General features: G+C 52.0%; 18 protein-coding genes. 6 read left to right on the top strand and 12 right to left on the bottom strand.

Annotation, left to right across the window (positions count from 1 at the left end):
- Positions 1-50: 50 nt before the first annotated feature.
- The 6 genes from WKJ03_RS14850 to mpl form a co-directional block, all read right to left on the bottom strand.
- Positions 51-2,711, bottom strand: a complete 2,661-nt coding sequence (locus WKJ03_RS14850; RefSeq protein WP_337843015.1) for a TonB-dependent receptor — start codon at positions 2,709-2,711, stop codon at positions 51-53.
- 174 nt (positions 2,712-2,885) lie between these two features.
- Entirely contained in the window at positions 2,886-3,911 is a 1,026-nt protein-coding gene (locus WKJ03_RS14845) for a LacI family DNA-binding transcriptional regulator (protein ID WP_337843014.1), read from the bottom strand.
- A 159-nt stretch (positions 3,912-4,070) separates the two neighbouring features.
- Positions 4,071-4,835: an ABC transporter permease gene (locus tag WKJ03_RS14840; protein WP_337843013.1), complete on the bottom strand. Its 765-nt coding sequence runs from the start codon at positions 4,833-4,835 to the stop codon at positions 4,071-4,073.
- On the bottom strand, positions 4,832-5,758 hold the full coding sequence (locus WKJ03_RS14835) for an ABC transporter ATP-binding protein (RefSeq protein ID WP_337843012.1): 927 nt from the start codon (positions 5,756-5,758) through the stop codon (positions 4,832-4,834). Before WKJ03_RS14835 ends, WKJ03_RS14840 begins: the two co-directional genes overlap by 4 nt.
- Positions 5,755-6,369 (bottom strand): flavin prenyltransferase UbiX, encoded by a 615-nt coding sequence (locus WKJ03_RS14830; RefSeq protein ID WP_337843011.1) that lies wholly within the window; start codon positions 6,367-6,369, stop codon positions 5,755-5,757. Before WKJ03_RS14830 ends, WKJ03_RS14835 begins: the two co-directional genes overlap by 4 nt.
- Entirely contained in the window at positions 6,366-7,718 is a 1,353-nt protein-coding gene (mpl, locus tag WKJ03_RS14825) for a UDP-N-acetylmuramate:L-alanyl-gamma-D-glutamyl-meso-diaminopimelate ligase (protein WP_337843010.1), read from the bottom strand. The genes WKJ03_RS14830 and mpl overlap by 4 nt, the downstream gene beginning before the upstream one ends.
- 214 nt (positions 7,719-7,932) lie before the next feature.
- On the opposite strand from mpl, the gene WKJ03_RS14820 reads away from it, so the two are divergent.
- The 3 genes from WKJ03_RS14820 (at position 7,933) to WKJ03_RS14810 (ending at position 10,829) form a co-directional block, all read left to right on the top strand.
- Entirely contained in the window at positions 7,933-8,919 is a 987-nt protein-coding gene (locus WKJ03_RS14820; RefSeq protein WP_337843009.1) for a class 1 fructose-bisphosphatase, read from the top strand.
- Between the two features lie 57 nt (positions 8,920-8,976).
- Positions 8,977-9,507, top strand: coding sequence for an inorganic diphosphatase (gene ppa, locus WKJ03_RS14815; RefSeq protein ID WP_337843008.1), 531 nt, complete (start codon positions 8,977-8,979; stop codon positions 9,505-9,507).
- Between the two features lie 269 nt (positions 9,508-9,776).
- The gene (locus WKJ03_RS14810) at positions 9,777-10,829 is read left to right on the top strand and encodes a methyl-accepting chemotaxis protein (protein ID WP_337843007.1); all 1,053 of its coding nucleotides are present in this window, start codon (positions 9,777-9,779) and stop codon (positions 10,827-10,829) included.
- 12 nt (positions 10,830-10,841) lie between these two features.
- Here WKJ03_RS14810 and WKJ03_RS14805 read toward each other — a convergent pair whose 3' ends face one another.
- Together WKJ03_RS14805 and WKJ03_RS14800 are read right to left on the bottom strand one after the other, a co-directional pair.
- Complete coding sequence (locus tag WKJ03_RS14805) at positions 10,842-11,147, bottom strand: metalloregulator ArsR/SmtB family transcription factor (RefSeq protein ID WP_337843006.1); 306 nt, start codon at positions 11,145-11,147, stop codon at positions 10,842-10,844.
- A gap of 104 nt (positions 11,148-11,251) precedes the next feature.
- Positions 11,252-11,647 (bottom strand): response regulator, encoded by a 396-nt coding sequence (locus tag WKJ03_RS14800; RefSeq protein ID WP_337843005.1) that lies wholly within the window; start codon positions 11,645-11,647, stop codon positions 11,252-11,254.
- A gap of 119 nt (positions 11,648-11,766) precedes the next feature.
- Between WKJ03_RS14800 and WKJ03_RS14795 the strand changes: the two genes are divergently transcribed.
- Positions 11,767-13,101, top strand: a complete 1,335-nt coding sequence (locus WKJ03_RS14795) for a M20/M25/M40 family metallo-hydrolase (protein WP_337843004.1) — start codon at positions 11,767-11,769, stop codon at positions 13,099-13,101.
- Positions 13,101-13,583, top strand: a complete 483-nt coding sequence (locus WKJ03_RS14790; RefSeq protein ID WP_337843003.1) for a hypothetical protein — start codon at positions 13,101-13,103, stop codon at positions 13,581-13,583. Before WKJ03_RS14795 ends, WKJ03_RS14790 begins: the two co-directional genes overlap by 1 nt.
- On the opposite strand, the gene WKJ03_RS14785 is transcribed toward WKJ03_RS14790, so the two are convergent.
- Positions 13,577-13,942: a hypothetical protein gene (locus tag WKJ03_RS14785; protein WP_337843002.1), complete on the bottom strand. Its 366-nt coding sequence runs from the start codon at positions 13,940-13,942 to the stop codon at positions 13,577-13,579. The two genes, WKJ03_RS14790 and WKJ03_RS14785, sit on opposite strands and share 7 nt — an antisense overlap.
- Before the next feature lie 104 nt (positions 13,943-14,046).
- Here WKJ03_RS14785 and smrA point away from each other — a divergent pair, with 104 nt between their 5' ends.
- Positions 14,047-14,625: a DNA endonuclease SmrA gene (gene smrA, locus WKJ03_RS14780; RefSeq protein WP_337843001.1), complete on the top strand. Its 579-nt coding sequence runs from the start codon at positions 14,047-14,049 to the stop codon at positions 14,623-14,625.
- Position 14,626: 1 nt separating this feature from the next.
- Here smrA and WKJ03_RS14775 read toward each other — a convergent pair whose 3' ends face one another.
- From WKJ03_RS14775 to WKJ03_RS14765, 3 genes are all read right to left on the bottom strand, one after another.
- Positions 14,627-14,761: a hypothetical protein gene (locus tag WKJ03_RS14775; RefSeq protein WP_337843000.1), complete on the bottom strand. Its 135-nt coding sequence runs from the start codon at positions 14,759-14,761 to the stop codon at positions 14,627-14,629.
- Positions 14,762-14,908: 147 nt separating this feature from the next.
- Positions 14,909-15,682 carry an enoyl-CoA hydratase-related protein gene (locus WKJ03_RS14770; protein ID WP_337842999.1) on the bottom strand — a complete coding sequence of 258 codons (774 nt, stop codon included), beginning with the start codon at positions 15,680-15,682 and terminating at the stop codon, positions 14,909-14,911.
- Positions 15,682-16,602: a glyoxylate/hydroxypyruvate reductase A gene (locus WKJ03_RS14765; protein WP_337842998.1), complete on the bottom strand. Its 921-nt coding sequence runs from the start codon at positions 16,600-16,602 to the stop codon at positions 15,682-15,684. Before WKJ03_RS14765 ends, WKJ03_RS14770 begins: the two co-directional genes overlap by 1 nt.
- Positions 16,603-16,633: the final 31 nt, after the last annotated feature.

Below are 16,633 nucleotides of genomic sequence, written 5' to 3'. Positions count from 1 at the left end.
ACGTCGGTTAAACAGAGCAGCCCGGCATTGCTGCGGGCTGCTCTTGCTGGTTACAGATTAAAGTTCACACCCAGGTAATAGCTGCGACCAATCACACTGGTGGTTTGCCAGGCGCGGGTCAAATCGTCCCGGTAGGCTTCTTCATCTTTACCATTGAGGTTCAGGGCGCCGAAATTCACTGCCCACTGCTCGTCAATGTTCCAGCCTAACAGCAGATCCACCTGGTTACGACCGGCCACAGTGCGGCCTTCACGGGCAAAGAAGGCATCACTGCTTTCCTGCACATAAGGGCTGCGGTGGTTCAGAGCCACCCGGGCGCTGAAGCTGTCGTTTTCCCAATAGGCGGTGATGTTCCAGGTTTGCTCGGATGAGTTGGTCAGGGTAAAACCTTCACTTTCATCCACCAGAATGCGGGTGTAGTTCGAGCTTAAACCAAAACCCGGCACTGGCAACCAGGCGCTCAGGCTCTGGTTCCAACCCACCTCGTAGCCTTTTACGGTCAGCTCAGAGCTGTCGTTATAAATGGCTGTGATGTCGTAGATATTGCCTGTGCTGTCGACACACTCTGAGCCGGACATCGACAACGCGGTGCCGTTGTAGGACTCCGGGCAGACCAACTCACTGACCGTGCCATTTTTGATGTCTTTCTGGAACAGGTTGACCGTCAGTGAATCCCCTTCGCTGTAATACCATTCCCAACCAAAATCCAGCTGGTTGGCGGTCAGCGCTTTCAGCTCTGGTTGACCCAGGTTCACTGTGTAAGTGCGGCTGCCAACAGAATTGGATGCTGAAGTTTCAGACGGTGCCAGTTGCGTATTGGAAGTCAGTATAGGGCGTACCAGTACTTTGGCCGCAGCCAGACGTAACTGCATCTCATCATTTAATTCCAGCACCAGGTTGGCGCTTGGTAAGAAGTTGCTGTAGTCATAGCTTTGGGTCAGCTCACCAATGGCCAGCTTAATTTCTTCGTTGTCCGGGTGCGTATCACCGGTCAGGTAGGTGTTGACGTCACGGTCAGTTTGCTCATAACGACCACCAAAATTACCACGCAGCGGCATGCCGGCAAGTTCAGTTTCAAAGTCAGCCATCAGATAAGCTGCCATAATTTCGCGGTCCATTGAGTAACTGGACTGAGCAGCAAACAAGGTAGGTACTGTCACCCCCTCAGCGGCCAGCGCGTCACGGTAGGCCTGAATATTGGGTGCAATCCAGCTGTGCTGAATGCCCATTTTGTTGTCGAGGAAATCTGTCACCAGATAACCTGTTGCCGCCATCGAAGGCAAGTCAGCCGGGTCCGCATCGCCAATAGTGGCACGGTCGGTACGGAACACTTCACGGGCCAGTGTTTCTTTACGGTACTTCACCCCTGTGGTCAGGCGGGTAAACCAGCCCCAGTCCAGACCACGGGTGGCGTCAAACTGCGCCGCCGTTTCATCCGATTCCATCAGACGGGTGGCGCCATTCGGGTATTCATTGCGGGGCATCACAGCCGGGTACAGCGCCGGATCGGCCAGGTTATCTGCAATGTCAAACAGCACGTTGGACGGATTGGAAATATCCAGAGTGGCCTGTGAAATCACAGTGGCCAGAATAGCCGCTTCTTCATTGTGGGTGGCATCGCCTGAGGTGTAATGCAGCACCGAACTGAAAGTCCAGTCTTCCCAGTCATAGTCCATCTCCAGAGTGTAAGCGTCAGAAGTCGCGTCTTTCTCCTCAAGTTGGCGGTTATTTTCTGTGGTGAAGTTATTAATTTGAATTTGGTTGTACACGCCATTCTCAGCCGCCCCCAACTGGGTGATCTGGTTGGCGTTAAACAGGAACACCTGTTGATTCAGATCCTGCCTGGTGTCGTCCCCCGCATAGACAGCAGTCAGCTTGGCTTCAAACGCACTGCTCGGACGCCACTGCACAGTCCCGTTAAACAACTCACGATCCGTCTCGCGATCAATACGGCGGTAACGCGGACGGCGCGGAGTGACATCCCCGGTGGCTGAATCGACAAACCAACGATCCATCCAGAAGTTGTCCACTCTGTCATCCAGTTCCTGGTAGCCCACATTCAGCAGCACGCCGACAGTGCCGTCGGCAAACTGGTCAATGTAAGTCGCATTGGCTTTGGGGGTAACATCCTCGGTCGGAGAAAACTCGGAGTACTGACCTTTGGCAGACAACAGCACTTTGCGGTCAGAAAAAGACAAAGGCGAAGCGGTATCAATATTGATGGTGCCGGATAAACCACCCGCATCCATATTGGCCGATGGCGACTTGATCACTTCGATGGTGGACGCCAGTTCAGTCTGAATAATGTCAAAGCGGAAACCGCTGGTAAAATCAGCGCTGGCCATACTCTGGCCATTTAAGGTGGTGCGCGCATACTGCGAACCCAGACCGCGGACACTGATGGTTGAACCGCGGCCATTGACGTTAGAAATCTGCACACCAGGAATACGCTGGATGGCTTCGGCGATATTTTCACTGGGGAACTTACCAATATCTTCTGTGGTGATGGCGTCTGTGACTTTGGTGTCCTGACGTTTGATATCGGCTGCCGCAGCCAGACTGCCGCGGAAACTCACCTGTATCACTTCAATATCTTCATCCTCAGTGGCTTTCGCCTGTTGCGCCTGAGCCAAAGCCGGCACCAGTAACGTTGCCATCAGTGATGCGAGAATAGTCTTTTTACCTAACTTGTATTGATTCAACCTGCTCATAACCTGTGCTCTCTCGTTGCCAATCGTTGTTTTTGTGATCGCCTCTCCTTCGATCCGGAGCGTTTTGATCGGTGATTTATTCATCACTCTGAGTTCAAGTTAGCAGCAACCTGTCAACGTTATCAATAAAAATACTGACAACGTTGACAGTTATTTTAATTTGATAATTTTCAATTACTTAGCCAACTTTTCCACAGAATCACGGATGACAAGTTGCAAATGAAAGCCACAATGCGGGGGTTGTTCGTCAGGCTCCAGCATCAGCGCAATCAGCATAGCAGCTGCTTTTGCGGCCATGTCCGCATTCGGCTGATGTACTGTGGTGAGCTTGGGCCAGGTTTGGCGGGAGAAGGGGCTGTTTTCAAAGCCAACGATGGAAAGGTCGGCCGGTACCGCCAGTTGTTTCATCCGGGCTGCAAATAATGCACCGGCAGCAATTTCGTCGTTACAACCAAACAAAGCAGTGGCAGGTTCAGGTAATGCCAGCAACTGTTCCGTCATAGCGACACCAGAATCAAAGGTAAAATCACCACTGATCACCAGCTCTGAGCTCGTTGCAATACCAGCATCTTCTAAGGCGGCGCAGTAGCCACGATAACGGCCAACCGAAGAGCGGTGATCGGCGCGATAGCCCAGAAAGGCGATACGGCGATGGCCTTGGGCCAACAAGTACTCGGTCATAGCGCGGCCAGCCGCCTCGTCATCCACATAAATGGTCGGGCAAAGTTCATCCGGCGGCGCAGCCCCTGATACAATGCGAACGACTTTAGCCTGCTGGGCCAGCAGCTGTTGCACCAGTTCGCTGTTTTCCGACAGTGGAGGCGTCAGGATCACCCCCCCTACCTGATTACTGCCAATCATGGTACTGAGTTCCTGCCGCACCAAATCAGACCCGGAGTCCGTCGGGTGGATCACCAGTTCAAATCCTTTGCGACGGCATTCAGATAAAATGCCGTTTTGCATTTCAATCACATAGTGACTGTTCGGGTTGTCATAAACAAAAGCGAGCGAAAAAGGCGCAGTACGCATCAGGCGGGCTGTGCGGTTAGGCTGATAGTTCAGCGTCTCGATCACGGCCTGAACCTTGGCTTTGATTTCATCACTGACCCAGGCTTCGTTATTCACCACCCTGGACACAGTTTTGAATGACACGCCAGCCAGGCGTGCCACATCTTTGATGGTAGGTTTTTTAGCGGTCATAGCTTCCATTCTGCTGTGCAGATGTCACTGAACGCCAATCGATCAGGATACTGCCGGGACAATCTTAACAGTAAGAGACCTTCCGACTTTATACCCTCAACGCCTGACTGTCCAAGCCTGTTTGCAGCCCTTAGCTTGTAAGAGCTGCATTTCACCGGGCTAGCTGCGCAAGCCTCTGCCTGTGCTGATCAGGTACATAGCAAAACCAAAAAAGGCGGCAATAAACAGCAAAATCACGCCAAACGCCAGGCCCAGATGCACATCACTGACCCCCAGAAAACCATAACGGAAGGCATTCACCATATACACAATAGGGTTGATTTGTGACACCCCTTGCCAGAATGGTGGCAGCAGACTTAAGGAATAAAACACCCCCCCCAGATAAGTCAGCGGTGTCAGCACAAAGGTCGGAATAATACTGATGTCATCAAAGGTTTTGGCATAGACCGCATTAATCAGCCCGGCCAGCGAAAACAGCATGGCCGTCAGCACCACAGTGGATACCAGCACCAGCGCATGATGCACCTGAATATCGACAAAAAACAGCGACAGCAGGGTGACAATCAGCCCCACCAACAAACCACGCGCCACACCGCCACCCATATAGCCCAGAACTATAATGTAATTAGGCACTGGCGCCACCAACAGCTCTTCGACATTGCGCTGAAACTTGGCGCTGAAAAAGGACGACGCAACGTTGGAATAGGAGTTGGTGATTACCGCCATCATAATCAGGCCTGGCACAATAAATTCCATATAACTGAAGCCACCCATATCACCAATTCTGGAGCCGACCAGCGCACCAAAAATCACAAAATACAAGGTCATGGTGATGGCTGGCGGCACCAGGGTCTGCACCCAGATCCGCATAAATCTGTTGGTTTCTTTATACAGAATACTTTGTAAGGCGATACGGTACTTCATGGTTTGGCTCCCCGCCCTTGTTCCACCAGACTGACAAATAACTCTTCCAGCCGGTTGGCTTTATTGCGCATGGACAGCACAGTAATGCCCTGTGCTGTTAAAGCACTGAACACTGCGTTCAGGCCTTGCGACTTTTCCACATCCACTTCAATACTGTGGTCATCCAACTGACGCCATTGGTACTGTTCCAGCTGAGGTGTCGGGCCACCAACGGCCATATCCAGTACAAAAGTCTCTTTGGTCAGTTTGCCCAACAAGGCTTTAATGCTGGTGTTTTCCACAATTTCGCCTTTGTCGATAATGGCAATATTGCGGCACAAAGATTCGGCTTCTTCCAGGTAGTGGGTGGTCAGGATAATAGTCACCCCCTGCTGGTTAATCTCTTTGAGAAATTCCCACATGGAGCGGCGCAGCTCGATATCCACGCCAGCGGTCGGTTCATCGAGGATCAGCAGTTTGGGTTCATGCATCAGCGCACGGGCTATCATCAAGCGACGTTTCATACCACCCGACAGTTCACGGGAACGGGCATGGCGCTTTTCCCATAAACCGAGTTGCCCCAGATATTTCTCAGCCCGAACCAGCGCCAAATCGCGTGGCACCCCATAATAACCAGCCTGGTTCAGCACAATTTGCAGCACAGTTTCAAACTGATTAAAGTTAAATTCCTGCGGCACCAGGCCCAATTGGCTTTTGGCATCTTCCAGTGCGCTATCCAGGTCGTAGTCAAACACCTGCACTGAGCCACTGCTTTTGTTCACCAGGGAACTGATAATGCCAATGGTGGTACTTTTGCCGGCCCCATTGGGGCCAAGTAATGCAAAAAAGTCACCCTGTTTGACATCCAGATCAATGCCTTTGAGCGCGACAGTGCCGCTTTTGTACTGTTTTTTCAGACCACGAATACGTAACGCCAACGTCATTTATTCTCTCCATAACCCCAGCGTGGGATTAACTGTTGGGCCAGCCCCAGATGATCCAGAATGCGGGCGACCATAAAATCTTCGATATGCTGCAGCGTTTTTGGCTGATGGTAAAACCCAGGCGATGCTGGCATCACCACAGCACCGGCTTTACTTAAATTGAGCAAATTTTCCAGATGAATGGTACTGAGCGGCGTTTCGCGTGGCACCAGAATCAGCTGTCCCCGTTCTTTCAGCACCACATCGGCGGCACGTTCAATCAGGTTGTCACTTAAGCCATGGGCAATAGCTGCCGCAGTGCCGGTAGAGCAAGGGCAGATCACCATCTGTTTGGGTGCAGCCGAGCCAGATGCGCAAGGCGAAAACCAGTCATCTTTGCCATACACCGCCAGCAATTCTGCTGGCGCGCCAAACTGTTGCAAAATAAAGTCGCGACAGGCTTGCGGCCCCCCCGGCAACTTAATGTCGTGTTCTGTGGCAAACACCACCCGGGCGGCGCTGGAGATCAGCAGATGCACTTTCACGCCTTGCGCCAGCAGGTTTTGTAGCAGGCTCCAGCCATAACCGGCACCAGAAGCGCCGGTAAAAGCCAGAGTAATTTCTTTGGTCATTGTGAATTTTCCAGTGCATCCAGCAGCTTCTGATGAATGCCACCAAAGCCGCCGTTACTCATCACCAGGATATGGTCGCCAGCAGAGGCTTTTTCAACCAAAGCAGCCACTAATAATTCAATGGATTGAAATACATAAGCACGGCCCGGCATCTGCGCGGCCACATCGACCATCGACCAGCCGGAATTGGCCGGTTCAAATAAATACACCTCGTCCGCCAATTGCAGTGATTCTGGCAAGGCAGCTTTATGCACCCCCAACCTCATGGTGTTCGAGCGGGGCTCCAGTACAGCCAGGATACGCGCCTTGCCTACATTGGCACGCAGGCCTTGCAGAGTGGTGGCTATGGCCGTTGGATGGTGGGCAAAATCGTCATACACCGCCACCTGCCGTTTCACGCCTTTCAGTTCCAGCCTGCGTTTAGGCGCGACAAATTTATGCATAGCTTCCAGCGCCACCGCCACAGGCACACCGGCATGACGGGCTGCCGCAATCGCCATCACCGCATTTTCCACATTATGCTGACCTAACAAAGACCAGTGCAGTTCGCCCTGCAGTACCCCCTGATAACAAAGGGTAAAGGCCGACCCATCGGCTTTCAGCAACTGTACAGTCCAGTCCTGGCCATAACGCTGCTGCTCACTCCAGCAGCCCAGCGCCAGGGTTTGATCCACAGCCTTAACATAAGCCGGGCTTAATACCAGACCAGTCGAAGGCACCATCCGCAATAAGTGGTGGAACTGGCGCTGAATAGCGGCCAGATCCGGGAAAATATCGGCATGGTCATATTCAAGGTTATTAATCACCAGAGTACGGGGCCGGTAATGCACAAACTTGGATCGTTTATCAAAAAATGCGGTGTCATATTCGTCAGCTTCAATGACAAAAAACGGCGAGTCCCCCAAGCGGGCAGACACCTCAAAATTTTGCGGAATACCGCCAATCAGAAAGCCTGGGGTCAGGCCGGCGTAGTCCAAGATCCAAGCCAACATGCTGCTGGTGGTGGTTTTACCATGAGTGCCGGACACAGCCAGCACCCAGCGTTGATGCAGCACTTCTTCAGCCAGCCACTGTGGGCCAGAGCTGTAGGGAATGTTCTGGTCCAGTACATACTCTACCGCAGGATTACCGCGTGACATCGCATTGCCGATAATGACTAAATCCGGCGCGGGCTCCAGCTGAGCCGGGTCATAGCCCTGTGTCAGTTCAATGCCCAGTTGCTCCAGCTGGGTGCTCATTGGCGGGTACACATTAGCGTCGGCCCCCGTCACTTTGTGACCCAGACTTTTGGCAATAGCGGCTATTCCGCCCATAAAAGTGCCACAAATCCCCAAAATATGAATATGCATACGATCCATCCTCACTACAGCGTTACGGCATTCTATACCCAAACGAAGCGAAGATGCAGATAGCAGCTCGCTGAACTATGACTGACATAAATAAAACCATGGCTTCACTGCAAATTGCGCTGAACTTGATTAAACTAGCAACCGTCAGTCCCACACCTACCCTACACAAAAACGGGGCTACTTATCTAACCTCTGACTAAATAAAGGATTTTTTATGCGTCGTTTGGCTCCGGTACTGCGTCAGGATGGCGCTGATGCAGACCTTATCAGCTTAATCAAAACCATTCTGGCTGCCTGTAAAGAAATTTCATTCCGGGTGGGACAGGGCGCCCTGTCCGGTGTTTTAGGCTCGACACTGGATGAAAATATTCAGGGAGAAACTCAGAAGAAACTCGATGTGCTGGCCAATGAACTGCTCAAAGACATGATTCTGGAAACCGGTCTGGTGATGGCGATTTCCTCTGAAGAAGAAGAAAGCACAGTCGCAGGCAACCCAAATGGCCAGTTTCTGGTCACCTTTGACCCGCTGGATGGTTCGTCCAATACCGACATCAACAGCCTGATTGGCACCATTTTTTCTATTTTGCCAGCGCCCAAAAACGCTGACCCGGCCGACCCGGCCATTTTCCTGCAACCGGGCACAGCGCAAATTGCAGCCGGTTATGTGCTGTATGGCCCTTCCACCATGCTGGCACTGACCACAGGTAAAGGCACCCGTCTTTATACGCTGGATAAAACTTATGGCGGATTTTTGCTGACGCAGGAAGAAGTGGCTATTCCGGGTGTGACGGCCGAGTTTGCCGTCAATATGTCGAACCAGCGTCACTGGGAAGCACCAATGCAAGCCTATATCCATGATTTGTTGTTGGGTAAAGCTGGGCCTCGCGGCAAAAACTACAATATGCGCTGGATTGCCGCCATGGTTGGTGATGTGCACCGTATTTTATGCCGCGGTGGTATTTTCGCCTATCCACGTGATTTAAAAGACCCGAATAAACCCGACAAACTGCGCCTGATGTACGAAGCCAACCCGATGAGTATGCTGGTGGAACAGGCCGGTGGCGCCAGCAGCACAGGCTATCAGCGCATTATGGAAATTCAGCCGGTGGACATTCATCAGCGGGTTGCGGTGATTCTGGGCTCGCGCCATGAAGTGGACAGTTGTCTGAATTACCACAAAGCAGACAGCAGCAAACCATAGCCATTTTTACGGCCGCCGTTATAATAGGCGGCAAAATTCAGTAAAGAGGATGAATCCATGAGCTTAAGCCAGGTGGCTGCAGGTAAAAACCTGCCAGATGAAATCAACGTTATTATCGAAATTCCGGCCAATGCCGACCCGATCAAATACGAAGTGGATAAAGACACCGGCACAGTTTGGGTAGACCGTTTTATGGCGACCCCCATGTTTTACCCATGCAACTACGGTTTCGTTAACCAGACGCTGTCGTTAGACGGAGACCCGGTCGACGTGCTGGTGCCGACGCCGTACCCATTGGTGCCAGGTGCTGTGATCAAATGCCGTCCTGTGGCCGTGCTGAAAATGGCCGATGAATCGGGTGAAGACGCCAAAGTACTGGCGGTGCCAGTCAGCAAACTGACCAAAATTTATGACCACATTCAGGACATTGGCGATGTGCCAGAACTGCTGAAAAACCAAATCCAGCACTTCTTCGAACGTTACAAAGAACTGGAACCAGGCAAGTGGGTAAAAGTGATTGGCTGGGGCGACAAAGCCGAAGCCAAAGCGGAAATTGTCAGTTCTTTTGAACGGGCTCAGCAGAAGTAACAAACTGCTTCATTTAAAAAACGGCGCCTGCAGGTGCCGTTTTTTATTGGCGGAAAAAAAAATTCCGCCTAAAGGGCAAAACGGATAAAAAAGCGGTGACAGATCTGTTATGTTCACCACTCGCCTGAAGCTCGGTGAACCAGCCAAAGGCACAGAGACAATAACAACAACAGATACTGCCAATGCAGTCAGGGTAGCATTTTATGGGTTTGTTCAGTTCTGCGCTTACGCGTTGCCTTCTCCTTCCTTTTTTTGTCGGTCTCGCTGCTGTGTTGACTTTAGTGCTGACAGGCACTGAGTTATCCGCCTGGTGGACTCTGGGTCTGGTCCTGCTGCTCTGTGCTCAGTGGCTGTGGCAACTGCTGTTGCTAAGCCCCTTTGCCACAGCCCAACAACAACAGCAGGACTGGTTAGTGGCTGCACTGCGCCAGGACAGCAGTACACTTCAATCGCTGACTGAAACCGGACCACTGGGCCGGCAACAGGCTTTACTGAACCAATGGTGGCAGCAGCATCAGGCTACGCAACAGCGGGTTCAGCTGCAGCAACAGCAATTGCACCAGTTATGCCACGAGCTGCAACAATTGTCCCATCAAGACAAGCAACAACATCAGCACCAGCAGCAAGCCGTGCAACAAACCCGTCAGATGATTGAGTCGATGAACCAAAGTGTGCTGGATGAGGTGCAAAGTGCCAATCTGGCAGCGGAAGCAGCCAATCATTCCAACCAGGTCGCGCATCAGGGACAGAAAATTGTCGAAGCCACGGTAGCCAATATTGGCCAGTTGGCCGACTACCTGACTCAGGCGTCCTCCACTATTAGCCAGCTGGAACAGGACACCCATCAGGTCGGTGCTGTGCTGGAAGTGATCCGCGGCATTGCCGAGCAAACCAATTTGCTGGCACTGAACGCCGCGATAGAAGCCGCCCGTGCTGGCGAGCAAGGCCGTGGTTTTGCCGTGGTGGCCGACGAAGTCAGAACCCTGGCGTCCCGTACTCAACAATCCACCCAACAAATTCAGCAGACGATAGAACAGTTACAAAATGCCGCGAAAGGGGCTGTGCAGAAGATGCAGCTGAGCAGTGAGCAGGCCAATGCCAGTGTACAAAGCGCCCATCAGGCCGGTGATGCACTGAAAGACATCACCGACAGCATAAGCCAGATTTGTGCGATGAATCAGGAAATTGCTACCGCCACTGACGAGCAGCAGCATTTAACCAAAGCGATGGTGGGGTATATTCGCACCATAGATGACGCCATGCTGCAATCTGCAGAGCGTCAGCAGCAATTGCAAAAAACACTGCAGACTCTGGTGGGTTAAACGGAAAGTCGGTCAGGTTGGCGCTTGTCCGCCATACAAAGAATCCAGCAGGCCTATAAGGGCCTGCGCTTCATGGCTATGCAAGCGGTAGTAGACGGTTTGAGCGTCCCGGCGGGTTTTCACCAGTTTCTGCCGACGCAGCACAGCCAGATGCTGCGACAAAGCCGACTGACTCAACCCCAACTTTTCATTCATCTCTGTGACCGATAATTCGTTTTCCAACAAATAACACAGGATCACTAAACGCCTTTCGTTAGCCACGGCTTTTAACAGACGCGCAGCCTGCGCGGAGTGGGTCAGCATCTGTTCTAAATTCATCTGTGCCATAACACCTCAAAAACAGAGACAGCATTATGCCGCGAAGCCAAATAACCAAACAATATGAGGTGTTCTCGTTTGTCGCGTATTCAGGCCCTTTGGGCTTAGCCTGGCAAAGAGAGGCGGCTTGCTTTCAATACAGGCTGGACCACCTGGTGAATTCGCTCTGAGGCAAAAGGTTTGACAATAAAGGCACCGGCACCACCTGCGACGGCATCTTTGAGGTTTTCCACTGAGGAATACGCAGAACAGATAAACACCTGGCAATCTGGCTGTTGTTGCTTCAGCTGACGTAACAACTGACGGCCATTCACGTCAGGCAGTTGAATATCCAGAAACACCATATGAGGCTTGTGCTGGTTAAACAGCAGGTTGCCCTGGTAACCATCGGCCGCTTCATAGACAGGACCAACGCCCAGATGCTTCAGAATTTGACATAAGTAACTGCGAACTGCCGCAGTGTCATCGATGATCAGGGCCGAACACCAAGAGGAAGTCATTGTTTGTCCTTAAATCTTTTGGCCGCATCACCTTGCTGTTAGTCGAAACAGCACTGCAGCGATTGAACATCCCGTGTTAGAGTCCGGTTAATTTAACAACTACACCATGGAATGAAAAGATGAAAATTCGCTCACTGCTGTTCGGCCTGAGCCTTAGCGCAATTTTTCCCCTGTTTGCAGCCACAACAGTTTTAAATCAGGATCTGGCGTATCAGTTAGTCGAATCGCTGACCACTGAAATCGGTCCACGTATCGCAGGCAGCGAAGCCGACCGCCGGGCCGCGGACTGGGCTGTGCGTCATTTTAAAGCCCTGGGTTATGACAAGGTCTGGACAGAGGCATTTGAGATGCCGGGCTGGACCCGTGGCCAGGCCAGCCTGGAAGTCGTCAGCCCTTTTCCTCAGCCTTTAGTACTGACCTCGTTGGGCGGCTCCATTGGCACTCCGGCACATGGCATTAGCGCAGAAGTTGTGATGTTTGACAGTATCGAAGCGTTGCAGCAAGCAAACAAAAGCCAGGTGCAAGGTAAAATTGTCTTTATTAACAAACCGATGCAGAAAGATAAATCCGGCTCTTTTTATGGCCAGGTGGTCGCAGCACGGGCACGTGGTGCGGTTGAAGCCGCCAAACTGGGCGCCCAGGCTATCCTTATCCGCTCCGTGGGCACCAGCAACAACAGATTCGCCCATACAGGCACCATGAAATATGATCCGGCTGTGCCAGCTATTCCTGCCGTGGCGGTGTCCGTTCCGGATGCACAAAATCTGGCCCGAATGCTGACCAAGACAGACAAACTGGTGCTGAAACTGCAGATGAACAATCAGCTGGAACCCGCCAAAAGTCAGAATGTAATTGCTGAAATCACTGGCTCTGAACGGCCAGAGGAAATAGTGCTGATTGGTGCTCACCTGGATTCCTGGGACCAGGGTACCGGCGCCCTGGATGACGGAGCTGGCGTTGGTCTGGTGATGGCGACGGCTGCGTTGCTGAAGCAACAGCAACGACCCAAACGCACGGTCCGGGTTGTGCTGTATGGCAATGAAGAAGGTGGTTTGTTGGGTGCCCGTGCTTATGCAGAGCAACATCAGCAGGAACTGGCGAAGCATGTAGTGGCTGCAGAATCAGACTTCGGCGCAGGGAGGATCTGGCAGCTGCAAAGCCGCTTTGGTGAGAAGGCCCTGCCTTTTGCCAAGAGCCTGCAGCAAAAAATGGCCCATCTGGGAATTGAGCCAGGAGGCAATGACACCCATGGCGGGCCCGACGTATCAGTGCTGGTTCCGGCTGGTGTGCCTGTGATTGGCCTGATGCAGGACGGCACCGACTATTTCGATTATCACCATACACCAAACGACACGCTGGACAAAATTGACCCGCAGGCACTGAAACAAAACTTGCAAGCCTGGTTGCTGATGACCGACACTGTCGCTAATAGTACTGTTGATTTACGCAAATAATGGCAAAAGAACTGAAAAAAACCTCCTTACTTTCGGAGGCTGAAAAGCAGAAATTACTGAAAAAAGGCCAGGCAAAAAAACCTGTTGCCGCAGCATCGGCGGCACCAGCACGCAGTGGCTATGTGGGCTCAGCGTCGGCCCCTGCCCGTGCTGAAGCCGTCACAGAACCTGAAGTCAAACCCAGTAAAGCCAAATACTGGCTGGGTCTGGCCGTTCTGCTGCTGGTCGCTGTGGTGATTTGTCCAAAACCTCAGCTGGTGCATTACCAAACGGCTGGCATGACCACCTCCAGTGTCTACATGCCAGGCTGGTTTGGTGGCGAAGGACGTATTCTGGACACCAAGCAAAGGGCTGTATTATCAGAACAGGAACAAAGTCTGTATTTGTGTTTTTCCGAACAAAAAACCGAGCAATGCATCAAATATCAGGTGAAACAACAACAGGGTCCGGTGGAAGCGCTGCTCTACCTGAGTCGTCAGTAAATGCCTTTGGTGCGGCAGCTCAGCCTGCTGCACCAAAACTGCAAACCAAATACCAGAGCAACCACTGCCGGCAGGGACCAGAATCCATTCGGCCCCTGCCCTAACAGCACCAGACCACTCAGCATTAACACAAAAGGGTAAAATTCATACCACCAGAAAGGCCAGCCTGCTTTGGTCTGAAAACGCAATGCATATGAATTCCGGCGTTTTTCTGTGCGGATGACCCAGGTCCAGGCACCTGTGGTAAACAGCAGCATGGCTGGCAACAAAGTAAAAAATGACTGGCTGCATAAGGTTGTCACACCTCCGCAGGCCAGATACAAATAAGGCAAAGCCTCATACAATTTATCGGGTAACATAAGCGCCTCCTTGCGACAGTTACCTGTTAAGCGTAGTTCATATTAACAATTTATTATCTTTTAACTGCCTGACCGCAGTACCAGAGCAGGTGGAGAGTGCAGCAATGCAAGACGAAGATCTGGAATTATTCCTACAGGAAATGGCTGGCGTCAAACGGCTGAAAGCCGATGCTTTAGCCGACCCCAATGGGGAACATCAGCCCAGTCTGGCACAATTGGCCAGGCGGCAGGCGGCCGAACAGGAAATGGAATACGATCCCAATTACCTGAGTATGGAATACGTCGATTTGGTCAAACCTGATGAAGTGCTGGCTTATAAAAAAGATGGTGTACAGGAAGGGGTTTACCGTAATCTCCGGCTGGGTAAATACCAGCTGGACGCCACTCAGATGTTATTGGGCAAAGGTTTGGTTGAAGCCAGGGCGGCACTTTTTCAGTTTGTGCATGAATGCCATCAGCGCGGAATTCGGACCCTGTTGGTGCACCACGGTATGGGTAAAGAAAGCAAACCGCACCCAGCGATACTAAAAAGCTATTGTTTCAAATGGTTACAGCAAATACCTGAAGTTTTGGCCTGCCATACTGCACAAAAACAGCACGGAGGTTATGCCGCCACTTATATCCTGCTGCAGAAAAACGCCGATCAGAAGCGGGAAAACCGCGAACGTCACCAAAAACGTTAATTTATTCAGATTGCTGCACCTGAACCTGGTCAGCAGGTGTAGCTTCTGCTTTGGTTAAAAACGCTGACAATGCCATTAACCCCACCAAAATGGCGATTGCAGTAAAGCCAAAACCCCGACTGGACGCTTTACGCATACTGAAAACCTCAGTTAAAAATATGTAATTCTTCTTGATTTTTCGGAATTGTGAACAATCCGAAGTCCAGTGTAGACAAGTTATTGTTTAGTTACAAGATTTACATTGAATTACATCATTTTTCTGTGGTTCGGCTGTTTCCCTTCGTCAAAGGCCGGTATTTTTCTCTGATAAACGCTGTTGAAGAGCTGCAATAGCTTCACGGGCAGCTGGTTGCTGAATACTGTAAAACTGCTGCTGAAACTCAAATTCCACCGCTTGGGCATGCTGATGGCAATGTTGCAGTTCACGCATCGATTGTTTGGTCTGGCGAAGCAGCTCAGCGGGGACTATCGCCAGCTCAGCAGTCATTTCCAGCGCCCGTGGCCATAACTGCTCGGCGGCCATCACTTCTTTAACCAAACCATATTGCCAGGCTCGCTCAGCACTCAGGCGTTCGTTGCAAAACAACATCGCCATCGCCTGTTGCCAGCCAATCAGTTGTGGCAATAACCAGCCATGGCCTCCGCCCGGATGCAACGCCAGCTGGAAAAACCGGCTTTCAAACCAGGCATCTTTGCTGGCGAGCCGAATGTCGCACACCATCGCCAGATTCATACCGGCCCCAACCGCAGGGCCATTGACCAGAGCTATAGTCAGTAGCGGCGAATCGGCCACAGCGGTAAAGGCCAGATACAACTGTTTCAGTTCAGAGCCATCGCCGTCTGCGGCATGTTGCAGCACAGACAGATCGGCCCCGGCGCAAAAAGCTTGTTCAGAACCCTGCACACACAACACTTTAATTTCTGGTTCAAAAGCCAGTTGTTTCACTGCGGCCGCTATTTCCATTGCAGATGGAGGTGTCAGCAAATTACGTTTCTGACCGGATGTCAGACTTAACAGCGCCACATGCTGGTGGCGGGACAGTTCAAAAGCAGCCATCAGTAGCCCCTGATTTTATCCACAAGATGCACTAAAGGTAGCCCATTTAAGGTCCGGTGATAGTTTTCAGCAATTTGTGCCACAGCTGTATCCACATTTGTCACCGCCGAACAATGCGGAGTGACCAGCACAGCAGGATGAGACCAATATGGATCTGTCGCTGGTAAAGGTTCCTGCCGAAATACGTCCAGGCAGGCTGCTTCCAGCTGACCAGTCTCCAGTGCCCGGAGTAAAGCTTCATCATCCAGCACGGCACCTCGGGCCACATTGACCAGAATAGCGCCAGCTTTGCACAGCGCCAGTCGGTCAGCGTTCAGAAAGTTCTCTGTGTCTGCTGTCAAAGGTAACAGGCAAATCACCAGATCAGCGTCAGCCACAGCCTTTGCATACCCTTGCTCAGTGGCGTAGCAAGTCACTCCCGTCAACCGCTTTTGTGAACGGGCCCAGCCGGACACCTGATAGCCCAGAGAAGCGAAATGGCATGCAGCGGCAGCGCCGAGCTCGCCCAGCCCCAGCACCGCAATGTGCCTGATCGGCCGCGGGCTTTTCGGCTTCCACTGCTGTTGCTGCTGTTGACGCCCAAACAGGTCCAGCCGGTTCTGATAATACCCCAGCACCGACTGCAGATACCCCAGCATCGATTGAGTCAGATGCGGGTCCACAATACGACTCAGTGGCAGGTCCGGCAGAGTCGGGTCCGACAGAATGTTATCCACACCGGCCCCAAAAGACTGCAGGCTTTTCAGTTGAGTCAATGCCGCCAGCGACCCTGCAGGCTGCTTCCATACCACGGCCATCTGCACCTGCTGCGGCGCGCTGTAATCCGGCCACTGCTGAATCAGTACCCCTGGCAACAAAACCTGCAGTTTATCGACCAGGGTTCCCAGTTTACGGTCGGGGATCACCAAAGCTAACGACATCTCATCACCAAAAGTTCAACGACCTGTCACA

The sequence above is a fragment of the Rheinheimera sp. genome, assembly GCF_037442525.1.
Taxonomy (GTDB): domain Bacteria; phylum Pseudomonadota; class Gammaproteobacteria; order Enterobacterales; family Alteromonadaceae; genus Pararheinheimera.
This window is presented reverse-complemented; position numbering and strand designations above follow the sequence as displayed.

Excerpts from the sequence above, each read along its gene's own strand:
- WKJ03_RS14850 (WP_337843015.1), bottom strand. The coding sequence starts at position 2,711 with ATGAGCAGGTTGAATCAATACAAGTTAGGTAAAAAGACTATTCTCGCA.
- WKJ03_RS14845 (WP_337843014.1), bottom strand. The coding sequence starts at position 3,911 with ATGACCGCTAAAAAACCTACCATCAAAGATGTGGCACGCCTGGCTGGC.
- WKJ03_RS14840 (WP_337843013.1), bottom strand. The coding sequence starts at position 4,835 with ATGAAGTACCGTATCGCCTTACAAAGTATTCTGTATAAAGAAACCAAC.
- WKJ03_RS14835 (WP_337843012.1), bottom strand. The coding sequence starts at position 5,758 with ATGACGTTGGCGTTACGTATTCGTGGTCTGAAAAAACAGTACAAAAGC.
- WKJ03_RS14830 (WP_337843011.1), bottom strand. The coding sequence starts at position 6,369 with ATGACCAAAGAAATTACTCTGGCTTTTACCGGCGCTTCTGGTGCCGGT.
- mpl (WP_337843010.1), bottom strand. The coding sequence starts at position 7,718 with ATGCATATTCATATTTTGGGGATTTGTGGCACTTTTATGGGCGGAATA.
- WKJ03_RS14820 (WP_337843009.1), top strand. The coding sequence starts at position 7,933 with ATGCGTCGTTTGGCTCCGGTACTGCGTCAGGATGGCGCTGATGCAGAC.
- ppa (WP_337843008.1), top strand. The coding sequence starts at position 8,977 with ATGAGCTTAAGCCAGGTGGCTGCAGGTAAAAACCTGCCAGATGAAATC.
- WKJ03_RS14805 (WP_337843006.1), bottom strand. The coding sequence starts at position 11,147 with ATGAATTTAGAACAGATGCTGACCCACTCCGCGCAGGCTGCGCGTCTG.
- WKJ03_RS14800 (WP_337843005.1), bottom strand. The coding sequence starts at position 11,647 with ATGACTTCCTCTTGGTGTTCGGCCCTGATCATCGATGACACTGCGGCA.
- WKJ03_RS14795 (WP_337843004.1), top strand. The coding sequence starts at position 11,767 with ATGAAAATTCGCTCACTGCTGTTCGGCCTGAGCCTTAGCGCAATTTTT.
- WKJ03_RS14790 (WP_337843003.1), top strand. The coding sequence starts at position 13,101 with ATGGCAAAAGAACTGAAAAAAACCTCCTTACTTTCGGAGGCTGAAAAG.
- WKJ03_RS14785 (WP_337843002.1), bottom strand. The coding sequence starts at position 13,942 with ATGTTACCCGATAAATTGTATGAGGCTTTGCCTTATTTGTATCTGGCC.
- smrA (WP_337843001.1), top strand. The coding sequence starts at position 14,047 with ATGCAAGACGAAGATCTGGAATTATTCCTACAGGAAATGGCTGGCGTC.
- WKJ03_RS14775 (WP_337843000.1), bottom strand. The coding sequence starts at position 14,761 with ATGCGTAAAGCGTCCAGTCGGGGTTTTGGCTTTACTGCAATCGCCATT.
- WKJ03_RS14770 (WP_337842999.1), bottom strand. The coding sequence starts at position 15,682 with ATGGCTGCTTTTGAACTGTCCCGCCACCAGCATGTGGCGCTGTTAAGT.
- WKJ03_RS14765 (WP_337842998.1), bottom strand. The coding sequence starts at position 16,602 with ATGTCGTTAGCTTTGGTGATCCCCGACCGTAAACTGGGAACCCTGGTC.